Consider the following 22,979-nt stretch of genomic DNA (forward strand, 5'->3'; position numbering starts at 1 on the left):
CAAACACCTTCTTTACTCAAACGCTGCATGGATCGCCACCCCGGCCCAATAACTGGATGAGCCTTGATGACTGCATGACCTCCCCCGCGCTCCATCAATCGTTCGTTCGCATCACCCCGTATTTCCGGCATCAGCTAAACCCGAGGTAACCATGAACCAGGCTTTCCTTCCTTTCTCGCGCCCGAGTATCGGCGACGAAGAGATAGCTGCAGTGGAGCAGGTTCTGCGCTCCGGCTGGATCACCACCGGCCCGAAAAACCAGGAACTTGAACAGCAATTCGCCGACCGCGTCGGCGCCCGCCACGCCGTGGCCCTGTCGTCGGCCACCGGCGCCATGCACATCACCCTGCTGGCCCTGGGCATCGGTCCGGGGGATGAAGTCATCACCCCGTCGCAGACCTGGGTCTCCACCGCCAACATGATCTGCCTGCTGGGGGCGACCCCGGTATTCGTCGATGTCGATCCCGACACCCTGATGAGCGACGCCGCCACCATCGAGGCGGCCATTACGCCACGAACCAAGGCCATCATCCCGGTGCACTACGCCGGCGCCGCCTTCGACCTGGACCCCCTGTACGCCCTGGCGGACAAGCACGGTATCCCGGTGATCGAAGACGCCGCCCACGCCGCCGGCACCACCTATCGCGGCCGCGCCATTGGCGCGCGGGGCACAGCAATCTTTTCCTTCCATGCCATCAAGAACATGACCTGCGCCGAAGGTGCGATGTTCGTCAGCGACGACCAAGCCCTGGCCGACCGGGTGCGCATGCTCAAGTTCCACGGTCTGGGGGTGGACGCCTACGATCGCCTGACCCACGGTCGCAAGCCCCAGGCCCAAGTGATCGAGCCCGGATTCAAGTACAACCTGGCGGACATCAACGCCGCCATCGCCCTGGTACAGCTGCAGCGCCTGGACGACATCAACGCCAAGCGCGAAGTGCTGGCCAAGGCTTACCTGCAGCGCCTCGAAGGCCTGCCGGTACAACCCCTGCACCTGCCCCAGTACCCGCAGCAGCACGCCTGGCACCTGTTCATCCTGCGCATCGACGCCGAACGCTGCGGCCTGGACCGTGAAGCCTTCATGAAGGGCCTGCAGGAGCAGAACATCGGCACCGGCATCCACTTCATCGCCACTCACCTGCATACCTATTATCGACAGCGCTTCGCCGATGTGCGGCTGCCACACACCGAATGGAACTCGGCGCGTCTATGCTCGATCCCACTGTTCCCGGACATGACCCTCGACGATGTCGAACGGGTCTCCGATGCCATTGCCAACCTCCTGGACTGAAGCCTTTGAAACCTTACCCAATCCAGTTCGTGTCGATCGTCATTCCGGTCTACAACGAAGAACAGAGCCTGCCGGAGCTGCTGCGCCGCACCGAAGCGGCCTGCCGCCAGCTCAAGCACGACTTTGAAATCGTCCTGGTGGACGACGGCAGCCGCGACCAGTCGGCGACCCTCCTGCAAGAAGCCGCCGAGCGCGAAGGCAGCCCCGTAGTGGCGGTGATCCTCAACCGCAACTACGGTCAGCACGCGGCGATCATGGCCGGCTTCGCGCAGTGCCGCGGCGACGTGGTCATCACCCTCGACGCCGACCTGCAGAACCCGCCGGAAGAAATCCCGCGCCTGGTGGCCCAGGCCGAGCTCGGCTACGACGTGGTCGGCACTGTGCGCAACAACCGCCAGGACTCGGCCTTCCGTCGCTGGCCGTCGAAGCTGATCAACCTCGCTGTGCAGCGCTCCACCGGTGTGGCCATGAGCGACTACGGCTGCATGCTGCGGGCCTACCGCCGCACCATCATCGACGCGATGCTGGCCTGCACCGAACGCAGCACCTTTATCCCGATCCTGGCCAACAGCTTCGCCCGGCACACCACCGAGGTGCTGGTGGAGCACGCCGAGCGCGAGCACGGCGACTCCAAGTACAGCCCGATGCGCCTGATCAATCTGATGTTCGATCTGATCACCTGCATGACCACCACCCCCCTGCGGCTGCTGAGCATCATCGGTTTCGGCATGGCCGGCGTCGGCGCGCTGTTCGCCCTGATGCTGATCGTCCTGCGGCTGATCTTCGGCGCCACCTGGGCCGGCGACGGCACCTTCGTGCTGTTTGCGGTGCTGTTCGTGTTCACCGGTGGCCAGTTCATCGGCATGGGTCTTTTGGGTGAATACCTGGGACGCATGTACAGCGACGTGCGGGCCCGCCCGCGCTTCTTCATCGAAAAAGTCTTGCGCAGCCAGCCGGCGGTCCCCGCCCCGGCTGTCACTGTCGACGGTTTAACTTCCACTCATACTGATCAGGTTTCGCCATGAGCAATAAAGCTGTTGTCTTCGCCTACCACGATATTGGCTGTGCGGGCATCGAAGCCCTGCTCAATGCAGGCTACGAGATCGCTGCCGTGTTCACCCACGCCGACGATCCCAAGGAGAACACCTTCTACGGCTCCGTCGCCCAGCTGTGCGCCCGCAAAGGCATTGCCGTGCATGCCCCGGAAGATGCCAACCACCCGCTGTGGATCGAGCGCATCAGCAAACTCGACCCGGACTACCTGTTCTCCTTCTACTACCGCAATCTGCTGAGCGAACCCCTGCTGGCCACCGCCCGCAAGGGTGCGTTCAACCTGCACGGCTCGCTGCTGCCGAGCTACCGCGGCCGTGCTCCGGCCAACTGGGTGCTGGTCAAGGGCGAAACCGAAACCGGCGTGACCCTGCACCGCATGGTCAAGCGGGCCGACGCCGGGGCCATCATCGCCCAGCAGCGCGTGGCCATCGAACGCAGCGACACCGCCCTGAGCCTGCACCACAAACTGCGTGACGCCGCTGCCAGCCTGCTACGCGACACCCTGCCGGCGCTGGCCCAGGGCAAGATCACCGAGACCGCCCAGGACGAATCCAAGGCCAGCTACTACGGTCGCCGTACCGCAGCCGATGGCAAGATCGAGTGGAAGCGCCCCGCCGAAGAGCTGTTCAACCTGGTACGCGCAGTGACCCAGCCTTACCCGGGCGCCTTCTGCGCCGTCGGCGAGCACAAGCTGATCGTCTGGAGCGCCGAAGTTGCCAAGGGCAACGAAGGCCAGGCCCCTGGCCGGGTCATCAGCGTCGACCCGCTGCGCATCGCCTGTGGCGAAGACTCCCTGGTGATCACCTCCGGCCAGCGCAACGCCAACGGCCTGTACCTGGGTGGCCCGCAACTGGCCAATGAGCTGGGTCTGGTGGACGGCTCCCTGCTGCGCGGTGCCGAGTCCGGCCGCAAGCCACGCCGCACCCGTGTGCTGATCCTCGGCGTCAATGGCTTTATCGGTAACCACCTGTCCGAGCGCCTGCTGCGTGACGACAAGTACGACGTCTACGGCCTGGACATCGGCTCGGACGCCATCGAGCGCCTGCGCAGCCATCCGAACTTCCACTTCGTCGAAGGCGATATCAGCATCCACTCCGAGTGGATCGAATATCACATCAAGAAGTGCGACGTGGTCCTGCCGCTGGTGGCCATCGCCACCCCGATCGAATACACCCGCAACCCACTGCGCGTGTTCGAGCTGGACTTCGAAGAGAACCTCAAGCTGGTTCGCTACTGCGTCAAGTACAACAAGCGGGTGATCTTCCCGTCGACCTCGGAAGTCTATGGCATGTGCCAGGACAATAACTTCGATGAAGACAACTCCAACCTGATCGTGGGTCCGATCAACAAGCAACGCTGGATCTACTCGGTGTCCAAACAGCTGCTGGACCGGGTGATCTGGGCCTACGGCGCCAAGGGCCTGAACTTCACCCTGTTCCGTCCGTTCAACTGGATGGGCCCGCGCCTGGACCGCCTGGACTCGGCCCGTATCGGCAGCTCCCGCGCCATCACCCAGCTGATCCTCAACCTGGTGGAAGGCACGCCGATCCGTCTGTTCGACGGCGGCGAGCAGAAGCGCTGCTTCACTGACATCGCCGACGGCATCGAAGCCCTGGCGCGCATCGTCGACAACGACAACGACTGCTGCAACGGCCAGATCATCAACATCGGCAACCCGGACAACGAAGCCAGCATCCGTCAGCTGGGCGAAGAACTGCTGCGTCAGTTCGAAGCTCATCCGCTGCGCAGCAACTTCCCGCCGTTCGCCGGTTTCCGCGACGTCGAGAGCAAGGCGTTCTACGGTGCCGGCTACCAGGACGTGGAACACCGCAAGCCCAGCATCGCCAACGCCAAGCGCCTGCTGAACTGGGAGCCGACCGTGGAGATGAGCCAAACCATCGGCAATACCCTGGACTTCTTCCTGCGTGAAGCGATGCTGGAAATCGCCGATCGTTCCAAAGAAGAAGCTCGCTGATGCAAGCAAGTCTGCGCATTGATGTCGATACCTACCGCGGCACCCGGGAGGGGGTGCCACGGCTGCTCGAATCGCTGGAGGAAGCCGGGGTCAAGGCCACGTTCTTCTTCAGCGTCGGGCCGGACAACATGGGGCGCCACCTGTGGCGTCTGATCCGTCCGCAGTTCCTCTGGAAAATGCTGCGTTCCAATGCCGCGGGCCTGTACGGCTGGGACATTCTCCTGGCCGGCACGGCCTGGCCGGGCAAACCCATTGGCCGGGACCTGGGGCACTTGATGCGCCAGACCCTGGCCGCCGGTCATGAAGTCGGCCTGCACGCCTGGGATCATCACGGCTGGCAGGCCAACACCGGGCGCTGGAGTCAGGCACAGCTGATCGAACAGATCCGCCGTGGCGTCGACAGCCTCAACGATATTCTCGGGCAAGCGGTGAGCTGCTCGGCGTCCGCCGGTTGGCGCGCCGATGAACGCGTCATCGAAGCCAAGCAACAGTTCGGCTTTCGCTACAACAGCGACTGCCGCGGCCAGAGCCTGTTCCAGCCACGACTGGCGGACGGCAGCCTGGGCGCCCCACAGATTCCGGTGGACCTGCCGACCTTCGACGAAGTGGTCGGGCCGGTGGTGGCCGCCAAGGATTTCAACCGCTACATCCTCGACCGGTTCAGTCCGGACAAACTCAATGTCTACACCGTGCATGCAGAAGTAGAAGGGATTCTCATGGCCAATGATTTCCGCCAGTTGCTGGCCAGCGCCAAGCAACGCGACATCCACTTTCAACCCCTGGGGCAGATGCTCCCGGCGGATCTGGCCAGCCTGCCGGCGGGCAAGGTCGTGCGTGGCGCGCTGGAAGGTCGTGAAGGCTGGCTGGGAGTGCAAGGCGCATGACCAGACGTTGGGCCCTGCCACTGCTGCTGATCGCTTTCGGTCTGTTCTACCTGTTGCCCATGGCCACCCACGGCCTGTGGATTCCCGACGAAACCCGCTACGCGCAGATCAGCCAGGAAATGCTCCTGACCGGCAAATGGGCGTCGCCGCACTTCATGGGCATCCGCTATTTCGAAAAACCCGTGGCCGGCTACTGGATGATCGCCATCGGCCAGGCGCTGTTTGGCGACAACCTGTTTGGCGTGCGCGTGGCGTCGGCCCTGAGCACCGGCTTGAGCGTGGTCCTGGCCTACCTGTTGGCCCGGCGCCTGTGGAACGACCCGCGCAAGAGCCTGGCCAGCGCCCTGCTCTACATGAGTTTTACCGTGGTGGCGCTGCAGGCCGGCTACGCCAACCTCGATCCGCAGTTCACCTTCTGGGTCAACCTGAGCCTGGTGGCACTGTGGTTCACCTTCGACTGCCAGAGCCGACGCGGACAAATCGGCGCCTGGGTGCTGCTGGGCCTGGCCTGCGGCATGGGCTTCATGACCAAGGGCTTTCTGGCCTGGCTGCTGCCGGTGCTGGTGGCCCTGCCCTACGCCATCTGGCAGAAGCGCCTGCGCTCGCTGCTGACCTATGGCGGCATCGGCGTGCTGGTGGCGATCCTGGTCAGCCTGCCCTGGGCCCTGGCGGTGCATGCCCAGGAGCCGGACTACTGGCGGTTCTTCTTCTGGCACGAGCACATCCGCCGCTTTGCCGGTGAAGACGCGCAGCACGCCTCGCCCTGGTGGTATTACCTGCCGTTGCTGGTGGGCTTCTGCGTGCCTTGGGTGCTGCTGTTGCCGGCCAGCCTGAAGCAGGCCTGGGAACAACGGCGGCTGAACAGCAGCGGCTTCCTGCTGCTGTGGCTGGTGCTGCCCCTGGCCTTCTTCAGCCTGAGCAAAGGCAAGCTGCCGGCCTACATTCTGCCCTGCCTGCTGCCTGTGGCCCTGCTGATGGGCCACACCCTGATGGACCGTCTGGCCACCGGCACGACCCGGATCCTCAGCCTCAATGGTGTGCTCAACCTGCTGGCCGGCCTGTTGGCCCTGCTGGCCCTGGTGTACTTCCAGCTGAAGAAGCCGGTGTATGTGGACGAGCCCCAGCATCTGGTCCTGGTGTACATCCTGTTGCTGGGCTGGATCATCAGCAACCTGTTGCAGGCCATGCGCCCCTTGAGCCTGTGGGCCGCCCCGGCCCTGGGCAGCTTCCTGCTGGTGGCCCTGGCCCCGGCGGCGCTGCCGAACAAGGTGGTCTACAACAAGATTCCCGACCAGTTCATCATCGATCACGTGGCCGAACTGGGTCAGGCCAAGGCCCTGCTGAGCAACGACCTGGGCGCTGCCGCTGCGCTGGCCTGGCGTCTGCGTCGCCCCGACGTGACCCTTTACAACACCCAGGGCGAAGTGAAGTACGGCCTGGGCTACGAGGACACTGCGGCGCGCAAGGTCGACCTGAACCAAGTCCAGCCGTGGATCGAGCAAGCCCGTAAGCAAGGCTCGATCGGCGTGGTGATGCGGGTCAAGAGCAGCGACGAGGAACATGAAGTCGAGCTGCTGCCCAAGGATGCCAAGCGCTACGAGCAAGGCAATATCGTGATCTTCATCATTCCCCAGAGTCAGCCATGAGCCTGTTGTTGCTGTTGCTCGCCTGCGGGCTGACCTGCCTGGGCCAGGTGGCGCAGAAGTTCGCCGTGGAAAGCTGGCGTGACCAGCCCTCCGGCATCCTGCAAAAACTGCGTTCCGGCTGGCTGTGGCTGGCCCTGTTCAGCCTCGGCCTGGGCCTGCTGGTGTGGCTTTTGGTGCTGCAACGCATGGAGGTGGGTGTGGCCTACCCGATGCTCAGCCTGAATTTCGTGTTTATCACCCTGATCGCCCGCTTCGTCTTCCATGAGCCCATCGACCGTCGCCATTGGCTCGGCGTGGCCCTGGTAATCGGTGGCGTGCTGCTGTTGAGTCGCCACGCATGAGCCGGGTCAAGGGTTTTGCCTTCGCCCTGGGCAGTGTGGCTCTGGTCAGCGGCGCCCAGTTGGGCATGCGCTGGAGCATGACCCGCCTGCCCGCCCCGGATCAGTGGCTGTCGGCGCTGAGTGCTGGCAGCGTCGATCTGGCCGCCCTGGGGGTGGTGATCGCAGCCATCGCTGCTTACGCCCTGTCGATGCTCTGCTGGCTCCTGGCCCTGCGCGACCTGCCCCTGGGCCGGGCCTATTCGCTGCTCAGCATCAGCTACGCCCTGGTCTACCTGCTGGCCGCCAGCCTGCCGCTGTTCAACGAACCCTTCACGCTTGCCAAAAGCCTCGGGGTGGCCCTGGTCATCCTTGGGGTCATCACCATCAACTCTCGATCTGCACCCGCGACAAGTCCCAGGAATACCCCATGAAAATCAGTGTATTTGGAAGTGGTTACGTCGGCCTCGTACAAGCCGCCGTATTGGCTGAAGTCGGCCACGATGTCATCTGCATGGACATCGACGAGCAAAAGGTCAAACAGCTGCAACAAGGCTACGTGAGCATCTTCGAGCCGGGGCTGGCCAGCCTGGTCAAGGAAAACCTCGAAGCCAAGCGCCTGCACTTCACCACCGATGAAAAACTCGCGGTGCAACACGGCCAGGTGCTGTTCATTGCCGTGGGCACGCCGTCCAGCGAAGACGGCTCGGCGGACCTGCGCTATGTGCTGTCGGTAGGCGACGCAGTGGCCCGCCACCGTGAGAAGCCGGTGATCCTGGTGGAAAAATCCACGGTGCCGGTGGGCACCGGCGACACCTTGAAGGCGCACATAGAGAAGGTCCTGGACGGCCGCCCGCTGCAGTTCGATATCGTTTCCAACCCGGAATTTCTCAAGGAAGGCTCGGCCGTCACCGACTGCCGCCGTCCGGACCGGATCATCATCGGCTGTGAACGCGAGGAAGTGCGCGATGTGATGCGCAACCTTTACGCGCCGTTCAACCGCAACCACGACCGCATCATGTTCATGGACCTGCGCAGCGCCGAGCTGACCAAGTACGCGGCCAACTGCATGCTGGCCACCAAGATCAGCTTCATCAACCAGATCGCCGAGCTGGCCGAGCACCTGGGGGCCGACATCGAATCGGTGCGCTTGGGCATCGGCGCCGACTCGCGGATCGGCTATCACTTCATCTACCCCGGTTGCGGCTACGGCGGCTCCTGCTTCCCCAAGGACATGCGTGCCCTGATCCACAGCGCCGAGCAAGCCCACTGCTCCAGTGACCTGTTGCAAGCGGTGGAAGCCATCAACGAGCGGCAGAAACACAAGCTGTTCGAGCGTATCAAGGCGTTCTACAAAGGCGACCTTGAAGGCAAGACCTTTGCCCTCTGGGGCCTGGCGTTCAAGCCCAACACCGACGACATGCGCGACGCACCGAGCCGGGTGCTGCTGGACGCGCTGTTCGCGGCCGGTGCTGAAGTCCGGGCCTTCGACCCGGAAGCCATGCAGGAAACCCAGCGTCTGTACCCGGACGAATCGCGCCTGATGCTCATGGGCACTCCGGAATCGGTGCTCCATGGCGCCGACGCGCTGATCATCTGCACCGAATGGCAGCAGTTCAAGGCGCCGGATTTCGACCTGATCCAGCAGCGTCTCAAAGCCCCGGTGATCTTCGATGGACGCAACCTGTACGACGCCGAACGCCTGGCGCGCAACGGTTTCACCTACTTCCCGATCGGTCGCGGTGAATCGCGCAACCTGCCGATTCCGCACCAGCAGTGGTCCACCGAGGCCTGAATGAACCCGCACTCCAGTTCCCCTGCGAACACATTACTTTGGCAATCGTTGGGGCTGGGGCTGCTGGCCTTGCTGCTGTTCTGCGCCGGCGCCGGCCACGATTCGGTCATCGGCTTCGACTCGCGCTTTGTGCTTTTCGCCAAGGAGATGCTGCGCCATGGGCCGGGGTTCTTCCCTACCACCTATGGCCAGCCCTACGCTGACTATTCCAGTGCCTCGACCCTGCTGGTGTGGCTGTTTTCCCTGCCCACCGGGCAGGTCACCAGCTTTACCGCCTGGTTGCCGACGGCCATTGCTTCAGCGCTGATCGTCAGCCTGATCTATCGCCTGCTGGCGCCCTACTCCCGCACCTGGGCCCTGCTCAGCGTGGCTTTGCTGCTGCTGAGCAATACCTTTATCAGCGAAACCCGTGCTGTCTCCCTGGACCAGATGCTCGCCGCGGTATCCCTGGCAGTGTTCTACCTGGGTTATGCCCACGACCATTTCGGTGCCCGCCGGCACCTGGGCTGGATCTTCCTGCTGCTGGTGCTGGGCTTTGCCATTCGCGGCCCCATCGGCCTGGTGATTCCCACCGGCATGCTGTGCAGCTACTACCTGCTGGGCGGTCAATGGCGCCGTTTGTTCGGCGTCGGTTTCAGCGCGCTGTTGCTGCTGGTGGCCTGCGTCGGCCTGCTGCTGTGGCTGGCCAAGCTCAGCGGTGGCCAGGCCTTTGTCGACGAGGTGATCCGCATGCAGTTCATGGGACGCATGGACGGCAGCGAAGGCTCCAGCGACGTCTTCTATTACTTCACCAGTTCCCTGGGCAACTACGCCCTGGCCTATCCCCTGGCAATCCTGGTTTGGGTTGCGGTGTTGCTGAGTCGTCCCGCGGAACAGGGCCCGGCCCTGAAACTGTTGCGTCTGTGCACTGCTGCCGGGCTGATCGTGATGATCGGCTTGTCGATTCCCCAAGCGAAAAAGGCCCGCTACCTGCTGCCGATGCTGCCCATGGCGGCGATCGTTGCGGCTTATCCGTTCCAGGCCGGACGCGGGCGGGTCATGGGCTGGCTGCGGGGGCTGATCCAGGGCCTGTGGCTGCTGCTGCCCGGGTTGCTGATGGTGGGACTGCTGGTACTGCGGCGCAAATTCCCTGAACAGCTCACCCACCTCTTGCCCATGCTGCTGATCCTCGGCCTGTTGCAAGCGCTGTCCCTGGGGTTGCTGTTCAAGCGCCAGTGGCGCGCCGTGGGCCTGGCCTACAGCGCGGTGCTGGCGGTCTGGGCCTGTTACATCGGGGTCTTCGAACCGGCGGAGCACCGTCTCTATGACACTCGCGCCTTCAGCCTCGGCGCCATGCAACTGATCGAGGCCGACCCGGCACCGGTAGTCCTGTACCGCATGGGCAAGGACGCCAAGGCGATCAAGTTCATGGTCAACCTGGATCGGGACCTGCAGCCACAGTTCACCGATCAGGCTGCCGCCCTGGCGCAAGTGCCGGCCCCGGCCTGGGTGATTCTTGATCAGAGCGATCTGCCCAGCCTGCAAGGCACGCCCCTGGCCGGGCTGACTCCGGTGCTGAGCGGGCGTTTCGACAAGAACGACTTCGTCTTGCTGCACCTGCCCAAGAGCGCTGCCACGCCACCCTGAAAGCGTTGCGCACCCCCTGGCGGCTCCTTACACTCGCGCCCATGACTATTCAGATCCGCCGGGCGCGGGTGGCTGACGCGGCCTTCCTCCCCGCCATTGAAACCTCGGCTGCGGCACTGTTTCGCAGTGATCCGCAACTGGCCTGGCTGGCCGACGCCGAGGTGGCCGATGCCCAGAGCCATCGAGAAAACATCCAACTCCACCCGGTCTGGGTTGCGCTGACAGAGGACGGCACCCGCTGCGCCTTTCTCAATGCCCAGATCTGCGACCTGGAACTGCATGTGTGGGAAATTTCCGTTGCCACTGGCCACCAGGGCCAAGGCATTGGCAAGCGCCTGTTGCAGGCGGCACGGGAGTTCGCCCTGGAACAGCAGCTAACGGCCCTGACCCTCAGCACCTTCCGCGAACTGGCGTGGAACGAACCTTTCTACCAGCGCCAGGGCTTTGTCACCCTGCAACCTGCACAACTGAGCCCGCGCCTGCGCCAGGTCCTGGCCGATGAAACACAGCACGGCCTGCCCGAATCACGCCGCTGCGCCATGCGCCTGAGCTTGTAAAAACGCACTGCCACACTCACTGCTGGAGCTGGCCCAGGGGGCTGGCTTGCCAGCGAAAGCGCCCTCAAGACCCGCTCCCAACTCCAAGCCCTCTTCGCTCCCTTCGCCGGCAAGCCGACGCGTCATACAGCAAAATAAATGCACTTAAACGGCATTATTATGAATTTGTCAGCTACACCAATGCTCGGCACACTGTGCCCGTTCCTCCCCCAAATGTTGGAACGTTCAAGGGCTTTCTGGTGATCCAGGCAAGCCCTTCTTTTTGCCCGTCATTTAGCCCTGGACCGTTCTTGCCGATGTTTGCCCGCTGGAAACCCGCCGCCATCAATACCCGCCCACTGGAATGGAGCCGCGCCGCCTTCGGCATGGCCCTGGGCACCCTGTTCAGTGTCTGGCTCTGCGCCCAGGTGTTCGGCATGCCGGTGGCGCTGCACCTGATCGGTCCGCTGGGGGCCTCGGCGGTGCTGCTGTTTGCCGTGTCTTCCGGGGCCCTGGCCCAGCCCTGGTCGATCCTCGGCGGCTACCTGTGCGCCGGGGTCGTGGCCTTGCTGGTGGCTCATGTCCTGGGCCGGACCCTGGGCAGCGCCTGCCTCGCGGCGGGCATGGCCCTGGTGCTGATGTGCTGGTTGCGTTGCCTGCATCCCCCGGCCGGCGCCCTGGCCCTGACCCTGGTGCTGGCAGACCCGGCCAGCGTGGCTTTGGAGTGGCGGGAACTGGGTCCGGTGATGCTCGCGGCGGCCAGCCTGTTGGCCAGTGCCCTGGCCTACAACAACCTGACGCGGATTCGTTACCCCAAGGGCCCGAGCGATACTCCGGTGCTGCCGCCCTCGGCGGCCCCCGCCGACAGCCTGGCGATCACCGCCGAAGACCTCAAGCAGGCCCTGGCCGAGATGGAAGAATTCTTCGACGTCACCCCGGAAGACCTTGAGCAACTGATCCACGCCAGCGAAGCCCACGCCCGCCGGCGCAGCATTGGCCAGGTCCTGTCCTCGCGGCCCTGATAGCGCCCCAACCTTCGCCCTCGCTGGTGCTAACTTGCCAGCCAAGACAGCTTCAGAAGCGCCGCACGCGTAAAAGGCCTGTTGGCTGGCAAGCCGGTTCCTGCAAGGGCATCGTCGATTGCGCGCCAGGCTTAGCCACTGGCTGGCCAGCGCAGGTGCGCTCAAGTCCGGTGCCAGGCTCAAGTCAGTGGGTTCAAACCATCGGCGACCAGCGCTGGGACCAGTCGTGGTCTTGTTCGATCACCTCGCGCAATACCGTAAAAGCCTGCTGCAGCTGCGCCGAGTCGCGCTCCCGGGCATACAGCAGGTAAGTGGGAAAACTGAATTCCGGGGCCTTTTCCACCCGTTCCAGCACACCGCTGTCCAGGTAGCTCTGCACCACCCGGGTGCGGAAATAGCCGCTGCCACCGGCGTCGAGGATGAACTGCAGCGCCAGGGGCCCAAGGTTGAAGCCCACCGCGGCCTTGGCCTGCTCCGGCAATGCGGCGTCGTGCTGACGACGAAAATCATCGCCCCAGTCGATGTACACATAAGGCTCGGGACGCCCCGCCAGGCGCACCTGGATCAATTTCTCCTCCAGCAGTTGCTCGACCTGCAATCCCGCGCAATACAGCGGCTGGAACACCAGCGCCGCGTCCAGCACGCCCAACTCCAGTTGCCGTTGCAGGCTCGCGCCTTCGGCGATCTGGGTGCGTACCGCATGGTTGGGCAGTGCCTGGCGCAGGCCTCGTACCCAATTGAGCATCAGCGGATTGCACAGGCTCAACTCACCGCCGATGTGCAGCACGTTGCGATAGCCCGCCAGCAACGGCAGGTCGCGCTGGGCGGCCTCCCAGGTCTGCACCAGCTGATTGGCATAGGCGATAAAGGCCTCGCCATCGGCGGTGGGTCGGGCGCCGGCGCGGTTGCGTACCAGCAGTTTGCAGTTGAGCTGGCCTTCCAGGTTCTGCACCCGGGCGCTGATGGCGGTCTGGGTCAGGTGCAGGCGTTCGGCGGCGGCGATCAGGCTGCCGCTGCGGACGATTTCCAGGAAGGTGCGGGCCAGATCGATGTCCATGGTGCCTCGCCGGCAAAAAATTCGAGCGCCATTGTAGCGGCGCTCGCACCGTCGTGCCCCTAGGCCGCGGACATTCGCCGGATCGGCACCGACGCTGCGGGCCAGAGCGCTGGCGCAAGATTGAGGGCGGCTTTTTCAACATGCAAAAATGCACAGTCAACCTGCAGTTTTCGGGGTTGTACTGGGCAAAATTGCACTGTTACGATCCGTCGATGCTCGCGCGCGAGCCTCATATAAAAAACTATAAAAGCAGGGAGTTAGTGATGACTGCTCAGGTTTCATCCCAGGCGACACAGGACCTCGACGCCACCCCCGGCGAAGTACTGGTCGAGGTGCGCAACCACATCGGTCACCTGACCCTCAACCGCCCCGCCGGTCTCAATGCCATCACCCTGTCGATGGTGCGTACCTTGCAGCAGCAACTGAACATCTGGGCCCAGGACCCGCTGATTCACGCCGTGGTGCTGCGCGGCGCCGGTGAAAAGGCTTTCTGCGCCGGCGGCGACATCCGCTCGCTGTACGACAGCTACCAGAGCGGCGATACCCTGCACGAGGATTTCTTCGTCGAGGAGTACGCCCTGGACCTGACCATCCACCATTACCGCAAGCCAGTGCTGGCCCTGATGGACGGCTTTGTCCTCGGCGGCGGCATGGGCCTGGTGCAAGGCGCCGACCTGCGAGTGGTCACCGAGCGCAGCCGCCTGGCGATGCCGGAAGTGGCCATCGGTTACTTCCCGGATGTGGGCGGCAGCTACTTCCTCTCACGGATTCCCGGCGAACTGGGCATCTACCTTGGGGTCAGCGGCGTGCAGATCCGCGCCGCCGATGCCCTGTACTGCGGCCTCGCGGACTGGCACCTGGAAAGCGACAAGCTGAGCCTGCTGGACCAGCGCCTGGATCGCCTGCACTGGAGCGACTCACCGCTCAAGGACCTGCAGGGCCTGCTGGCCAAGCTGGCGGTACAGACCTTGCCCGATGCGCCACTGCAAGCCTTGCGCCCGGCCATCGACCACTTCTTCGCCCTGCCGGACATGGCCAGCATCGTCGAGCAATTGCGCAGCGTGACGATTGCCGACAGCCACGAGTGGGCCAAGACCACCGCCGACTTGCTGGAAATCCGCTCGCCCCTGGCCATGGCCGTAACCTTGCAGATGCTGCGCCACGGCCGCCACTTGAGTCTGGAACAGTGCTTCGCCCTGGAGCTGCACCTGGACCGTCAATGGTTCGAACGGGGTGACCTGATGGAAGGCGTACGCGCCCTGATCATCGACAAAGACAAGACCCCCCGCTGGAATCCGCCGACCCTGGCAGCCCTTGAGGCTGAACGGGTAGCGAGTTTCTTCAGCGGTTTCGACGGCAGCGGGAGCTGAACTCATGCACGACATCGAATTGACCGAAGAACAAGTGATGATCCGCGACATGGCCCGGGATTTTGCCCGGGGCGAGATCGCGCCCCATGCCCAGGCCTGGGAAAAAGCCGGCTGGATCGACGACGCCCTGGTGCGCAAGATGGGCGAACTGGGCCTGTTGGGCATGGTGGTTCCCGAAGAATGGGGCGGCAGCTACCTGGACTACGTGGCCTATGCCCTGGCGGTGGAGGAAATCTCCGCCGGCGATGGCGCAACCGGCGCGCTGATGAGCATCCACAACTCGGTGGGCTGCGGGCCGATCCTCAACTACGGCAGCCAGGAACAGAAACAGCAATGGCTACCGCGCCTGGCCAGCGGCGAAGCCATCGGCTGCTTTTGCCTGACCGAGCCCCAGGCCGGTTCCGAAGCCCACAACCTGCGCACCCGCGCCGAACTACGCGATGGCCAGTGGGTGATCAACGGCGCCAAGCAGTTCGTCAGCAACGGCAAGCGCGCCCAACTGGCCATCGTCTTTGCAGTGACCGACCCGGAACTGGGCAAGAAAGGCCTCTCGGCGTTCCTGGTGCCCACCGACACCCCGGGGTTCATCGTCGACCGCACCGAACACAAGATGGGTATTCGCGCCTCCGACACCTGCGCCGTGACCCTCAACCAATGCACGATCCCCGAAGCCAACCTGCTGGGCGAACGGGGCAAGGGCCTGGCCATTGCCCTGTCCAACCTCGAAGGCGGCCGCATCGGCATCGCCGCCCAGGCCCTGGGCATCGCCCGTGCGGCTTTTGAAGCGGCCCTGGCCTACGCCCGGGAACGGGTGCAGTTCGACAAACCGATCATCGAACACCAGAGCATCGCCAACCTGCTGGCCGACATGCACACCCGACTCAATGCCGCACGCTTGCTGATCCTGCATGCCGCGCGCCTGCGCAGCGCCGGCCAGCCGTGCCTGTCCGAAGCCTCCCAGGCCAAGCTGTTCGCTTCGGAAATGGCCGAGAAGGTCTGCTCCTCGGCGATGCAGATCCATGGCGGCTACGGGTATCTGGAGGACTATCCGGTGGAGCGCTACTACCGCGATGCGCGGATCACCCAGATCTACGAAGGTTCCAGCGAGATCCAGCGCCTGCTGATTGCCCGCGAGCTCAAGCACTATCAGCTCTAGGCACCAGTGGCGCCCACAAAAAATCGCAGCCCAGGCTGCGATTTTTTTGTGGCTGCTCCCCCGGAGCCGGCTTGCCGGCGAAGAAGCCTTTGAGCGTGGCGTCGCCCTGCTGGACGCCATCGCTGGCAAGCCAGCGCCTACACAAGCCTGCCCCTTCGCAAGCGGCTTTCTACAACAAGCGAGGTTCAACGGTCATGGCGGAAGCCTTCCTGTCTGAGGTATAGGCCGTCACGGGCGGGGCCGGACTGGCGAAGCAACGTCCAGAGGTCAGGGGCTGCTCAGCGGCTTGAACACCGTGATTGAGTAACAACAGGCAGCCCATCAACAACATTATGCGGTGCATCGAAACAGCCCTCTCCCTTTGACCCGGGTCTTCAGCGCAGCTTGATCAGCCAGCGCTAGAGATCATCCATCCAGTTGTCCTTGGGCCTCAGCTCAGCCAGAAACTCTTCCAGCGTGTAGTCCTCTTCCACAACCGGCCTCCGCGATGCGGCAGGAGCAGCCGGCGCTGGTTTTACCGAGGCGCCGTCGTCATGGCTGGCGGTTTGGGGCATCAGGTTGATGCCAAATTTGTTGCCAACGGGCTTTTGCCCAGGTGTCGGCGAGGTGATGGTGATAAGGGTCGCTTGATCCTTGCGACGCAGAGGCATGACCACGCTGGTGTCGGCATTCTGGTAACTGGCCATGGTCGCCAGCGCGATGCCCACGAACGGCGAGGCGGCGCCGGTATCGCCCAGGCGCTGGGTCAGGTCGTAGCCTTCGCGGGAGTCGAGCAGATCCAGAGAGCTGCGGGCAGCCGTCAGCGCAGGAAGCAATTCGGCCAGTGGCGTGCTGTTCAGGCCGCCGTCGTAGAACACCCGGGCCGGTGCGGGCGTAACGGCATCAGTGGCTTTTTTCCAACCAGCAGCCAGTTGAACGGTCAAGGCTTCGCGCTTGAGGCGCTCGCCGTTGTCCGGGCGCTGTAAGGAAACCGTGACCGGGCGATGAATCCTGGCCAGCACCGGCAGGGCGTCCCACTGTTCAAAAGCGCGCTCGGTCCAGGGTTGTGGGATGAACTCCGAAGGTTGGAACTCCACCGCCGGTTTACGCCAGCCCCAACCGGTGAATTCGGGATCGATCTTGTTCTGGTTGACCTTGGTGAAGGGGGCGTAATAGCGCAGCCATTCGACACGTTCGGGACGGCCGACGACCAGGGCGACCATGGCGTCGGTTAACTTGTCTGGCTGGCGAGGGCCGGCGACAGCCCCAAGCGACTTTAAAGAAATGTCCTTGCTTGATAGAGCGCCAGCCATATTGATGCCATCGAGGTTGTAAACCAGAACAGCCGGTAGATCGGGATTACGCTCAAACAACTGGAATAGACTCTCCACCAAACCTTCGGGGGTGTCATTGCAAACAATACCGTCGTGCACATTGCGGATGCGGTGCCAGTGCAAACCCGAGTCTGTCCGATAGCTATTTACCGTGTTTATCAGCATTCTTTGTGTTCTTTCGGGCCTAAAACGCAAGTTAGGCGTTTTAGGGTCCCAATCACGAACCACTGTAATAGTTGGGATTGGCCACTTCTCCATAAAGTCTCGCAGCCCCAGTTCCAGTGCATCGGCAATGCGCTTAGTCCATGCCATGTTTTTATCATCAGAAGTTACTGGGTACTTCGTAGGATCCATAGGCAAAACGCTACCTACGTGTAGTGATTCAGGCTGTTTTGCGCCTTGCTCTTGCAACTTCTGCCAGACCTGTCCCTGACGAAAAACGTCCAGGCTAACACCGACGCTGAGCACATCCAGAGTCTCCAACCGAGGCGAAGTAGTGGGTGCACGATAACGAGTGTCAACAGTCATGTTGGAGGCCTTTCTGGACGAGGTATAAGCAGTTACGGCCGTGGCCGCACTAGGAAAGCAACGAATAGATGCCAGTGAGAGTTCATCAGCCTGGGTCAAGTGACTAGTCAGTAGCAGGCTGGTGAGAGACCAGTACGTAAACATTCGGCGCATCAGACGGTTCCCCCAAAACTGACGGGGACTCCGGCTTTGCGCCCAGCAAGAGACTGGGTAGCTACCAGAGAAGGTATTTTGTCCTTCACACTTGTCGGTAGTACGCCACCGGTACGATATGCCACCGTAGAATCGATCAGCGCACGATTTTGAGACTCCTCTGCGAGGTATAGTTCTTCTACAGCGTCATCGGGCATATCAAAACTTTCCTCATCATTTTGGCCATTGATTTCAGTGTGCGTTCTCTCCCAATCCAACCGCCAATCCGCCACCCGACACAAATACGCATAAAACGTCACATCATCCAAGCTCTCCCCCGCCCCTATCGCCACGTCATACGCCAGCACTCGACGGCTGTGTTCCGGGTTGTTTGGAATGGCCGAGTGGAAAGACAGCGCTTCTTCGTGCTCCTTGTCCTTGCCGCCACTTTGCAGGCGCATGCGTGCCTCGTAGGGGGTTTCTGAACGGGTCACCAGCACCTTGCCGTCATCGGTCGCTCGTGCGGCAAACACGTGGGTGGTTTCAGATATCTCCTTGCCTTCGTTGAGGGCCTTTTGAACGCTGCCAATGTCGCGTCCGTGCTTGAAGGCGACGGCCTCGTCGATCGCCTCCAGCCGGCTGTGCCGGGTGCTTTCGGGGGTCCAGGCTTTATTGCTGATCGCAATGGCGGCGTCGATGGGCGCCAGTTTGTCCTTGATCTGATAGACACCGCTGTTGGAGTCCGCTCCCGGCATGACCACTGTGCCATCGGCGTCAAAGTTGGTTTCAACGGGCACTGGCAATAACGGTGCGGTCAACATCACCGACTTCCCTTGCTCAAGGGAGGCGCGGGCCACGGACATCCGCTGCAGGCAAGGCAGACCGGTGTCTTCCCAGGTGTCCTCCCCCTGAAGCAGCAATGGGTAGGCATGGGGCGGCGTGTGCAAACCGATCAGTTCCTTTTCGCCACCGCGCTTGCGCAGGGTAAAGATTCGCTGGTGGAAACTCAGCGGTAAGGTCCGGCGCAGGGGCTTGCCATACAGCTGCTCGTCAACACCCTGCCAGCCGATTCCCTGGACGTTGGCCAGGCCAACGGTCTGGTCCTGTGGAGTGAAATACAGGTAGACACTGCCTCGGTTATCGCGCTCGTTGAAGGCAATGCGCTTGGCGTCAATCGTGGTTTCGCAGGCGCTGCCGCCGCTCCAGCCAGGCCCGCCAATAGCGCCATAACCCTGGCAGTTCTTGAGGGCGATGCTCGACAAGGCCGGGTACGGATTGGGCGCTGCGGTAATGAACTTCAGGATCGCGTCAAGCGTCGCCAGGCGGGCCTCGGCCGTCTGCTGCGCGCCGAAGCCCTGAAGCTTCTCCATGTTGGGTTCGCGCAGGCTGTAGGGCGAGTTGATCATCACCACGCCGTCGGCCGGCCGCACCTTGTCATCATTGAGAAAGGCATGGGCCAATAACGTGATGAGCGTGCCTTGGCTGTGGCCCACCACATTCACCGTGTCGTTGGGGTAGCGCTTGCGGATGATCTTGATCAGCATCGCCAGGCGCATCGCCGCCAGCACCATGTAGCGACGTCCAGGCGCGGAGAACAATGGGTGAGTCAGCTCGCCGGCAAGCAGATTCAGGGAGATGAAGCCAAACAGCTTGCCGTTGAAGCCCTTGCCCCACATGTCCGGCAGGTTGGTGGTGGCATTGACGAAATGTCCCCCCTCCAGGGTGCCCGCCTTGTCCAGGCGGTTTCTGTTGCGATCCATCCACTCGCCGTGGGGCGCATCCTTGATGATGTGCTTCTCTTCCTCGCGAAAGCCCCAGTAGAACGGAATGACCACGCTGCGGACGTCGGTGCCATTGGCCGCGGCGGCGAATTTGCGCCGGTAGTACACAGCGTCAGGGTTGCTGGCCTTGCCCTCATCGTCCTCGGGCAGGCTGTAGCCGGCCGGACGCAGAAAGCCCGGATTGCTCACGCCATTGGGCAGGGTCGGCGCCATGTCCAGGCGCTCGTTGAGCCCCTCGCACAGGCCGCGCTCGATGCGCTCGTAGCAACCGGCCAGGTCGTTGACGCCATGCACCACGATGGTCACGCAGGGCTTGGGCGGCGGCGCGATCAGGTGGACGTCGCCACCGCCTGGCAGGGTGATCGCTTCACCGGTGCAAATGGTCCTCATCCGAACGGCGTCATTCATCGTGCTAGTCCTCCTTGATGGCACTGATGCGGCGCAAAACAAAGCCGGCGCCGCACCATAACAAAGGACCAGGACGATAAATCTAGGAGTTCTCTGAAAGGCGCTCGGACTCGGGGCGCCTGATTGTCACCGGTGCCGCCGAGGCAAAAAACATCGATTTGCCGGCGATCAGCGCGGTGCGTTGAAAAAGACATTCAACGCAAGATCCGGAGTTCAGCGCCGTTCGCCGCGGCCTAGGGTTGGCCCAACGCTCATGCAAAGGAGGTCAATCATGAAACAACTGCAAGACAAAGTCGCGATTGTGACGGGGGCCACATCGGGAATCGGTCAGGCTGCCGCCCGACTGTTCGCCCAAGAGGGCGCGCGCCTGATAGTGACTGGCCGTCGGGGCGACGCCCTGGATGCGTTGGTCGCCCAGATCCAGCAAGCCGGTGGCGAGGCACTCGGGGTTGCCGGTGACATTCGCAGCGAGGCACTGGCCGAACGTCTTGTGGCGCTGGCACTGGAGCGTTTCGGTGGCTTGGATATCGCGTTCAACAACGCCGGAATGACCGGTGAAACCCGGTCCGTCTCCGAGTTGACCCTGGGCCAGTGGCAGGCCGTGCTCGACTGCAACTTGACCAGTGCCTTTCTTGGGGCCAAGTACCAGTTGCCTGCTCTGCGCAGCCGGGGCGCAGGGTCGATCATTTTCACTTCCAGCTTTGTCGGGCACCACGTCGGTTTTCCCGGCATGGCGGCGTATGCCGCGAGCAAGGCCGCGCTGATCGGCTTGACCCAGGTCATCGCGGCTGAAGAAGGCCCCCATGGCATTCGCGCCAACGCGCTACTGCCCGGAGGCACCGACACGCCAATGGGCCGAGCAGCCACCGACACGCCAGAGAAACGCGCCTTTGTCGAAAACCTGCATGCCCTCAAGCGCCTCGCCCGTCCCGAGGAAATTGCCCGTGCGGCGCTGTTCCTCGCGTCGGACGCCGCCAGTTTCGTCAGCGGGACGGCGATGCTGGTTGAGGGGGGAGTCTCCATCAACCGCAGCTAGGGTCTGTTCCCGTTTGGTGACGAGCCGCGTTGCTGGGCCAAACGGGAACAGCCCCTAGGCGCTGCGGTTGAGGCTGCAGGGACGCTGGATGAACGCCGCGTCCTGCCAGGGGCGGTGCGCTTACTGATCCTTGAACTGCGGATCACGCTTGGCGATGAAGGCGGCCATGCCCTCTTTCTGGTCCTGGGTGGCGAACGCCGCGTGAAACACCCGGCGTTCGAAGCGCACGCCTTCGGACAGGCTGACTTCGAAGGCGCGGTTCACGCTTTCCTTGATCATCATGCTCACCGGGATCGATTTTGCGGCAATCAGGGCGGCGACTTTCAGGGCTTCTTCCACCAGGTCGTCCGCTGGGACGATGCGCGCGACGATACCGCAACGCTCGGCTTCCACGGCGTCGATAAAGCGTCCGGTCAGGCACATTTCCATGGCCTTGGCCTTGCCCACGGCGCGGGTCAGGCGCTGGGTGCCGCCCATGCCCGGCAATACGCCAAGGTTGATTTCCGGCTGGCCGAACTTGGCGTTGTCGCCGGCCAGAATGAAGTCGCACATCAAGGCCAGTTCGCATCCGCCACCCAGGGCAAAGCCGTTGACCGCGGCGATGATCGGCTTGCGCCGGTTGGCCACGCGGTCGCTGTCGCTGAACAGGTCGTCGAGGTAGATCTGCGGGTAGGTGAGTTCGGCCATTTCCTTGATGTCGGCACCTGCGGCGAAGGCTTTCTTCGAGCCGGTGATGACGATGCAGCCGATCTGCGGGTCGGCTTCCAGGCGGTCCAGGGCCTGGTTCACTTCACCGACGATCTGCGCGTTGAGGGCGTTCAGCGCCTGGGGGCGGTTGAGGGTGATCAGACCAACGCGGTCCTTGATGTCCAACAAAATGGTTTCGTAGCTCATGAATCAGCTCCTGCTAAAAGTCAGAGATTGCGCGAAATGACCATGCGCTGGATGTCGCTGGTGCCTTCGTAGATCTGGCAGATGCGCACGTCGCGGTAGATGCGCTCCAGCGGGAAGTCGCTCAAGTAGCCATAACCGCCCAGGGTTTGCAACGCCGCCGAACAGACCTTCTCGGCCATTTCCGAGGCGAACAGTTTGGCCATCGAGGCTTCCACCAGGGCCGGCTTGCCGCTGTCGCGCAGGGCGGCGGCGTAGTGCACCATTTGGCGCGCCACGGCAATCTGGGTAGCCATGTCCGCCAGGCGGAACGCCACGGCCTGGTGCTCGATGATCGGCTTGCCGAAGGTCTCGCGCTCACGGGCGTAGTCTCGCGCTGCTTCGAACGCCGCCCGGGCCATGCCCACCGCCTGCGAGGCAATGCCCACGCGCCCGCCTTCAAGGTTGGCCAGGGCGATCTTGTAGCCCTCGCCCTCCTCCCCCAGGCGGTTGGCCAGCGGCACCTTCACATCCTCGAAAAGGATCTGGCAGGTATCGCTGGCGTGCTGGCCGAGCTTGTCCTCGATGCGTGCGACCTTATAGCCCGGCGAGTCGGTGGGCACGATAAAGGCGCTGATGCCGCGCTTGCCGGCCGCCGGGTCGGTGACCGCGAACACGATCACCACCCCGGCGTTCTGCCCCGAGGTGATGAATTGCTTGCAGCCGTTGAGCACATAGTGATCGCCATCGCGACGGGCCCGGGTCTTCAGGCTGCTGGCATCGGAGCCGGCCTGGGGCTCGGTCAGGGCGAAGGCGCCGAGCATGGCGCCGCTGGCCAGGGGCTTGAGGAAACGCTCTTTCTGCTCGTCATTGCCGAATTTGAGGATCGGCACGCAGCCCACCGAGTTGTGCACGCTCATGATGGTGGAACAGGCGCCGTCACCGGCGGCGATTTCTTCCAGGGCCATGGCATAGGCCAGGTAGCCGGTGTCGCAGCCACCCCACTGTTCAGGCACCAGCATGCCGAAGAAACCCAGCTCGGCCATCTCGGCAATGGCTTCCTTGGGAAAGCGGTGCTCGCGATCCCACTCGGCGGCGAAAGGCTTGAGGCGTTCCTGGGCAAATTGCCGGGCCGCGTCGCTGATCTGCAGTTGTTCGTCATTGGGCAACATCGGGATTCCTC

The 22,979-nt window shown here is 63.1% G+C and carries 19 protein-coding genes; 14 read left to right on the forward strand and 5 right to left on the reverse strand.

Annotated features, from left to right (window positions below; genetic code table 11):
• The first annotated feature begins 151 nt into the window (after positions 1 to 151).
• The 11 genes from arnB (at position 152) to PFZ56_RS20980 (ending at position 12,145) form a co-directional block, all read left to right on the forward strand.
• Positions 152 to 1,291: a UDP-4-amino-4-deoxy-L-arabinose aminotransferase gene (gene arnB, locus PFZ56_RS20930; RefSeq protein WP_102879314.1), complete on the forward strand. Its 1,140-nt coding sequence runs from the start codon at positions 152 to 154 to the stop codon at positions 1,289 to 1,291.
• Positions 1,292 to 1,296: 5 nt separating this feature from the next.
• Positions 1,297 to 2,316 (forward strand): undecaprenyl-phosphate 4-deoxy-4-formamido-L-arabinose transferase, encoded by a 1,020-nt coding sequence (arnC, locus tag PFZ56_RS20935; RefSeq protein WP_110651788.1) that lies wholly within the window; start codon positions 1,297 to 1,299, stop codon positions 2,314 to 2,316.
• A complete protein-coding gene (arnA, locus tag PFZ56_RS20940) occupies positions 2,313 to 4,319 on the forward strand; it encodes a bifunctional UDP-4-amino-4-deoxy-L-arabinose formyltransferase/UDP-glucuronic acid oxidase ArnA (protein WP_110651790.1) in 2,007 nt (668 codons plus the stop codon). The genes arnC and arnA overlap by 4 nt, the downstream gene beginning before the upstream one ends.
• Positions 4,319 to 5,203: a 4-deoxy-4-formamido-L-arabinose-phosphoundecaprenol deformylase gene (gene arnD / locus PFZ56_RS20945; RefSeq protein ID WP_170004905.1), complete on the forward strand. Its 885-nt coding sequence runs from the start codon at positions 4,319 to 4,321 to the stop codon at positions 5,201 to 5,203. The genes arnA and arnD overlap by 1 nt, the downstream gene beginning before the upstream one ends.
• Positions 5,200 to 6,849, forward strand: a complete 1,650-nt coding sequence (arnT, locus tag PFZ56_RS20950) for a lipid IV(A) 4-amino-4-deoxy-L-arabinosyltransferase (RefSeq protein ID WP_102879311.1) — start codon at positions 5,200 to 5,202, stop codon at positions 6,847 to 6,849. The genes arnD and arnT overlap by 4 nt, the downstream gene beginning before the upstream one ends.
• Positions 6,846 to 7,190: a 4-amino-4-deoxy-L-arabinose-phosphoundecaprenol flippase subunit ArnE gene (gene arnE / locus PFZ56_RS20955; protein WP_102879310.1), complete on the forward strand. Its 345-nt coding sequence runs from the start codon at positions 6,846 to 6,848 to the stop codon at positions 7,188 to 7,190. The genes arnT and arnE overlap by 4 nt, the downstream gene beginning before the upstream one ends.
• Positions 7,187 to 7,600 (forward strand): 4-amino-4-deoxy-L-arabinose-phosphoundecaprenol flippase subunit ArnF, encoded by a 414-nt coding sequence (gene arnF / locus PFZ56_RS20960; protein ID WP_102879309.1) that lies wholly within the window; start codon positions 7,187 to 7,189, stop codon positions 7,598 to 7,600. The genes arnE and arnF overlap by 4 nt, the downstream gene beginning before the upstream one ends.
• Positions 7,597 to 8,961, forward strand: coding sequence for a UDP-glucose/GDP-mannose dehydrogenase family protein (locus tag PFZ56_RS20965; RefSeq protein WP_110595722.1), 1,365 nt, complete (start codon positions 7,597 to 7,599; stop codon positions 8,959 to 8,961). The genes arnF and PFZ56_RS20965 overlap by 4 nt, the downstream gene beginning before the upstream one ends.
• Positions 8,962 to 10,587, forward strand: a complete 1,626-nt coding sequence (locus PFZ56_RS20970) for a glycosyltransferase family 39 protein (protein ID WP_110595723.1) — start codon at positions 8,962 to 8,964, stop codon at positions 10,585 to 10,587.
• A 41-nt stretch (positions 10,588 to 10,628) separates the two neighbouring features.
• Positions 10,629 to 11,144: a GNAT family N-acetyltransferase gene (locus PFZ56_RS20975; RefSeq protein ID WP_170004903.1), complete on the forward strand. Its 516-nt coding sequence runs from the start codon at positions 10,629 to 10,631 to the stop codon at positions 11,142 to 11,144.
• Positions 11,145 to 11,440: 296 nt separating this feature from the next.
• On the forward strand, positions 11,441 to 12,145 hold the full coding sequence (locus PFZ56_RS20980; protein ID WP_170004909.1) for an HPP family protein: 705 nt from the start codon (positions 11,441 to 11,443) through the stop codon (positions 12,143 to 12,145).
• 193 nt (positions 12,146 to 12,338) lie between these two features.
• Here PFZ56_RS20980 and PFZ56_RS20985 read toward each other — a convergent pair whose 3' ends face one another.
• Positions 12,339 to 13,202 carry a LysR family transcriptional regulator gene (locus PFZ56_RS20985; RefSeq protein WP_110651802.1) on the reverse strand — a complete coding sequence of 288 codons (864 nt, stop codon included), beginning with the start codon at positions 13,200 to 13,202 and terminating at the stop codon, positions 12,339 to 12,341.
• Positions 13,203 to 13,465: 263 nt separating this feature from the next.
• On the opposite strand from PFZ56_RS20985, the gene PFZ56_RS20990 reads away from it, so the two are divergent.
• The gene (locus PFZ56_RS20990) at positions 13,466 to 14,572 is read left to right on the forward strand and encodes an enoyl-CoA hydratase/isomerase family protein (RefSeq protein WP_273922647.1); all 1,107 of its coding nucleotides are present in this window, start codon (positions 13,466 to 13,468) and stop codon (positions 14,570 to 14,572) included.
• 4 nt (positions 14,573 to 14,576) lie between these two features.
• Positions 14,577 to 15,728 (forward strand): acyl-CoA dehydrogenase family protein, encoded by a 1,152-nt coding sequence (locus PFZ56_RS20995; RefSeq protein ID WP_102879302.1) that lies wholly within the window; start codon positions 14,577 to 14,579, stop codon positions 15,726 to 15,728.
• 398 nt (positions 15,729 to 16,126) lie between these two features.
• Here the strand turns inward: PFZ56_RS20995 and PFZ56_RS21000 are convergent, their stop codons facing one another.
• Both PFZ56_RS21000 and PFZ56_RS21005 read right to left on the reverse strand, forming a co-directional pair.
• Positions 16,127 to 17,722, reverse strand: coding sequence for a DUF2875 family protein (locus PFZ56_RS21000; RefSeq protein WP_346010561.1), 1,596 nt, complete (start codon positions 17,720 to 17,722; stop codon positions 16,127 to 16,129).
• Positions 17,722 to 19,890 (reverse strand): DUF3274 domain-containing protein, encoded by a 2,169-nt coding sequence (locus PFZ56_RS21005; protein WP_394304438.1) that lies wholly within the window; start codon positions 19,888 to 19,890, stop codon positions 17,722 to 17,724. Before PFZ56_RS21005 ends, PFZ56_RS21000 begins: the two co-directional genes overlap by 1 nt.
• 271 nt (positions 19,891 to 20,161) lie before the next feature.
• On the opposite strand from PFZ56_RS21005, the gene PFZ56_RS21010 reads away from it, so the two are divergent.
• A complete protein-coding gene (locus PFZ56_RS21010) occupies positions 20,162 to 20,926 on the forward strand; it encodes an SDR family oxidoreductase (protein WP_102879299.1) in 765 nt (254 codons plus the stop codon).
• Between the two features lie 120 nt (positions 20,927 to 21,046).
• Here PFZ56_RS21010 and PFZ56_RS21015 read toward each other — a convergent pair whose 3' ends face one another.
• A complete protein-coding gene (locus PFZ56_RS21015) occupies positions 21,047 to 21,820 on the reverse strand; it encodes an enoyl-CoA hydratase (protein WP_102863560.1) in 774 nt (257 codons plus the stop codon).
• A 20-nt stretch (positions 21,821 to 21,840) separates the two neighbouring features.
• The gene (locus PFZ56_RS21020) at positions 21,841 to 22,968 is read right to left on the reverse strand and encodes an acyl-CoA dehydrogenase (RefSeq protein ID WP_110595731.1); all 1,128 of its coding nucleotides are present in this window, start codon (positions 22,966 to 22,968) and stop codon (positions 21,841 to 21,843) included.
• Positions 22,969 to 22,979 lie beyond the last annotated feature (11 nt).

It is taken from the genome of Pseudomonas danubii (assembly GCF_042980055.1).
Taxonomy (GTDB): Bacteria; Pseudomonadota; Gammaproteobacteria; order Pseudomonadales; family Pseudomonadaceae; genus Aquipseudomonas; species Aquipseudomonas danubii.

Excerpts from the sequence above, each read along its gene's own strand:
- arnB (WP_102879314.1), top strand. The coding sequence starts at position 152 with ATGAACCAGGCTTTCCTTCCTTTCTCGCGCCCGAGTATCGGCGACGAA.
- arnA (WP_110651790.1), top strand. The coding sequence starts at position 2,313 with ATGAGCAATAAAGCTGTTGTCTTCGCCTACCACGATATTGGCTGTGCG.
- arnD (WP_170004905.1), top strand. The coding sequence starts at position 4,319 with ATGCAAGCAAGTCTGCGCATTGATGTCGATACCTACCGCGGCACCCGG.
- arnT (WP_102879311.1), top strand. The coding sequence starts at position 5,200 with ATGACCAGACGTTGGGCCCTGCCACTGCTGCTGATCGCTTTCGGTCTG.
- arnE (WP_102879310.1), top strand. The coding sequence starts at position 6,846 with ATGAGCCTGTTGTTGCTGTTGCTCGCCTGCGGGCTGACCTGCCTGGGC.
- arnF (WP_102879309.1), top strand. The coding sequence starts at position 7,187 with ATGAGCCGGGTCAAGGGTTTTGCCTTCGCCCTGGGCAGTGTGGCTCTG.
- PFZ56_RS20965 (WP_110595722.1), top strand. The coding sequence starts at position 7,597 with ATGAAAATCAGTGTATTTGGAAGTGGTTACGTCGGCCTCGTACAAGCC.
- PFZ56_RS20970 (WP_110595723.1), top strand. The coding sequence starts at position 8,962 with ATGAACCCGCACTCCAGTTCCCCTGCGAACACATTACTTTGGCAATCG.
- PFZ56_RS20975 (WP_170004903.1), top strand. The coding sequence starts at position 10,629 with ATGACTATTCAGATCCGCCGGGCGCGGGTGGCTGACGCGGCCTTCCTC.
- PFZ56_RS20980 (WP_170004909.1), top strand. The coding sequence starts at position 11,441 with ATGTTTGCCCGCTGGAAACCCGCCGCCATCAATACCCGCCCACTGGAA.
- PFZ56_RS20985 (WP_110651802.1), bottom strand. The coding sequence starts at position 13,202 with ATGGACATCGATCTGGCCCGCACCTTCCTGGAAATCGTCCGCAGCGGC.
- PFZ56_RS20990 (WP_273922647.1), top strand. The coding sequence starts at position 13,466 with ATGACTGCTCAGGTTTCATCCCAGGCGACACAGGACCTCGACGCCACC.
- PFZ56_RS20995 (WP_102879302.1), top strand. The coding sequence starts at position 14,577 with ATGCACGACATCGAATTGACCGAAGAACAAGTGATGATCCGCGACATG.
- PFZ56_RS21000 (WP_346010561.1), bottom strand. The coding sequence starts at position 17,722 with ATGCGCCGAATGTTTACGTACTGGTCTCTCACCAGCCTGCTACTGACT.
- PFZ56_RS21005 (WP_394304438.1), bottom strand. The coding sequence starts at position 19,890 with ATGAATGACGCCGTTCGGATGAGGACCATTTGCACCGGTGAAGCGATC.
- PFZ56_RS21010 (WP_102879299.1), top strand. The coding sequence starts at position 20,162 with ATGAAACAACTGCAAGACAAAGTCGCGATTGTGACGGGGGCCACATCG.
- PFZ56_RS21015 (WP_102863560.1), bottom strand. The coding sequence starts at position 21,820 with ATGAGCTACGAAACCATTTTGTTGGACATCAAGGACCGCGTTGGTCTG.
- PFZ56_RS21020 (WP_110595731.1), bottom strand. The coding sequence starts at position 22,968 with ATGTTGCCCAATGACGAACAACTGCAGATCAGCGACGCGGCCCGGCAA.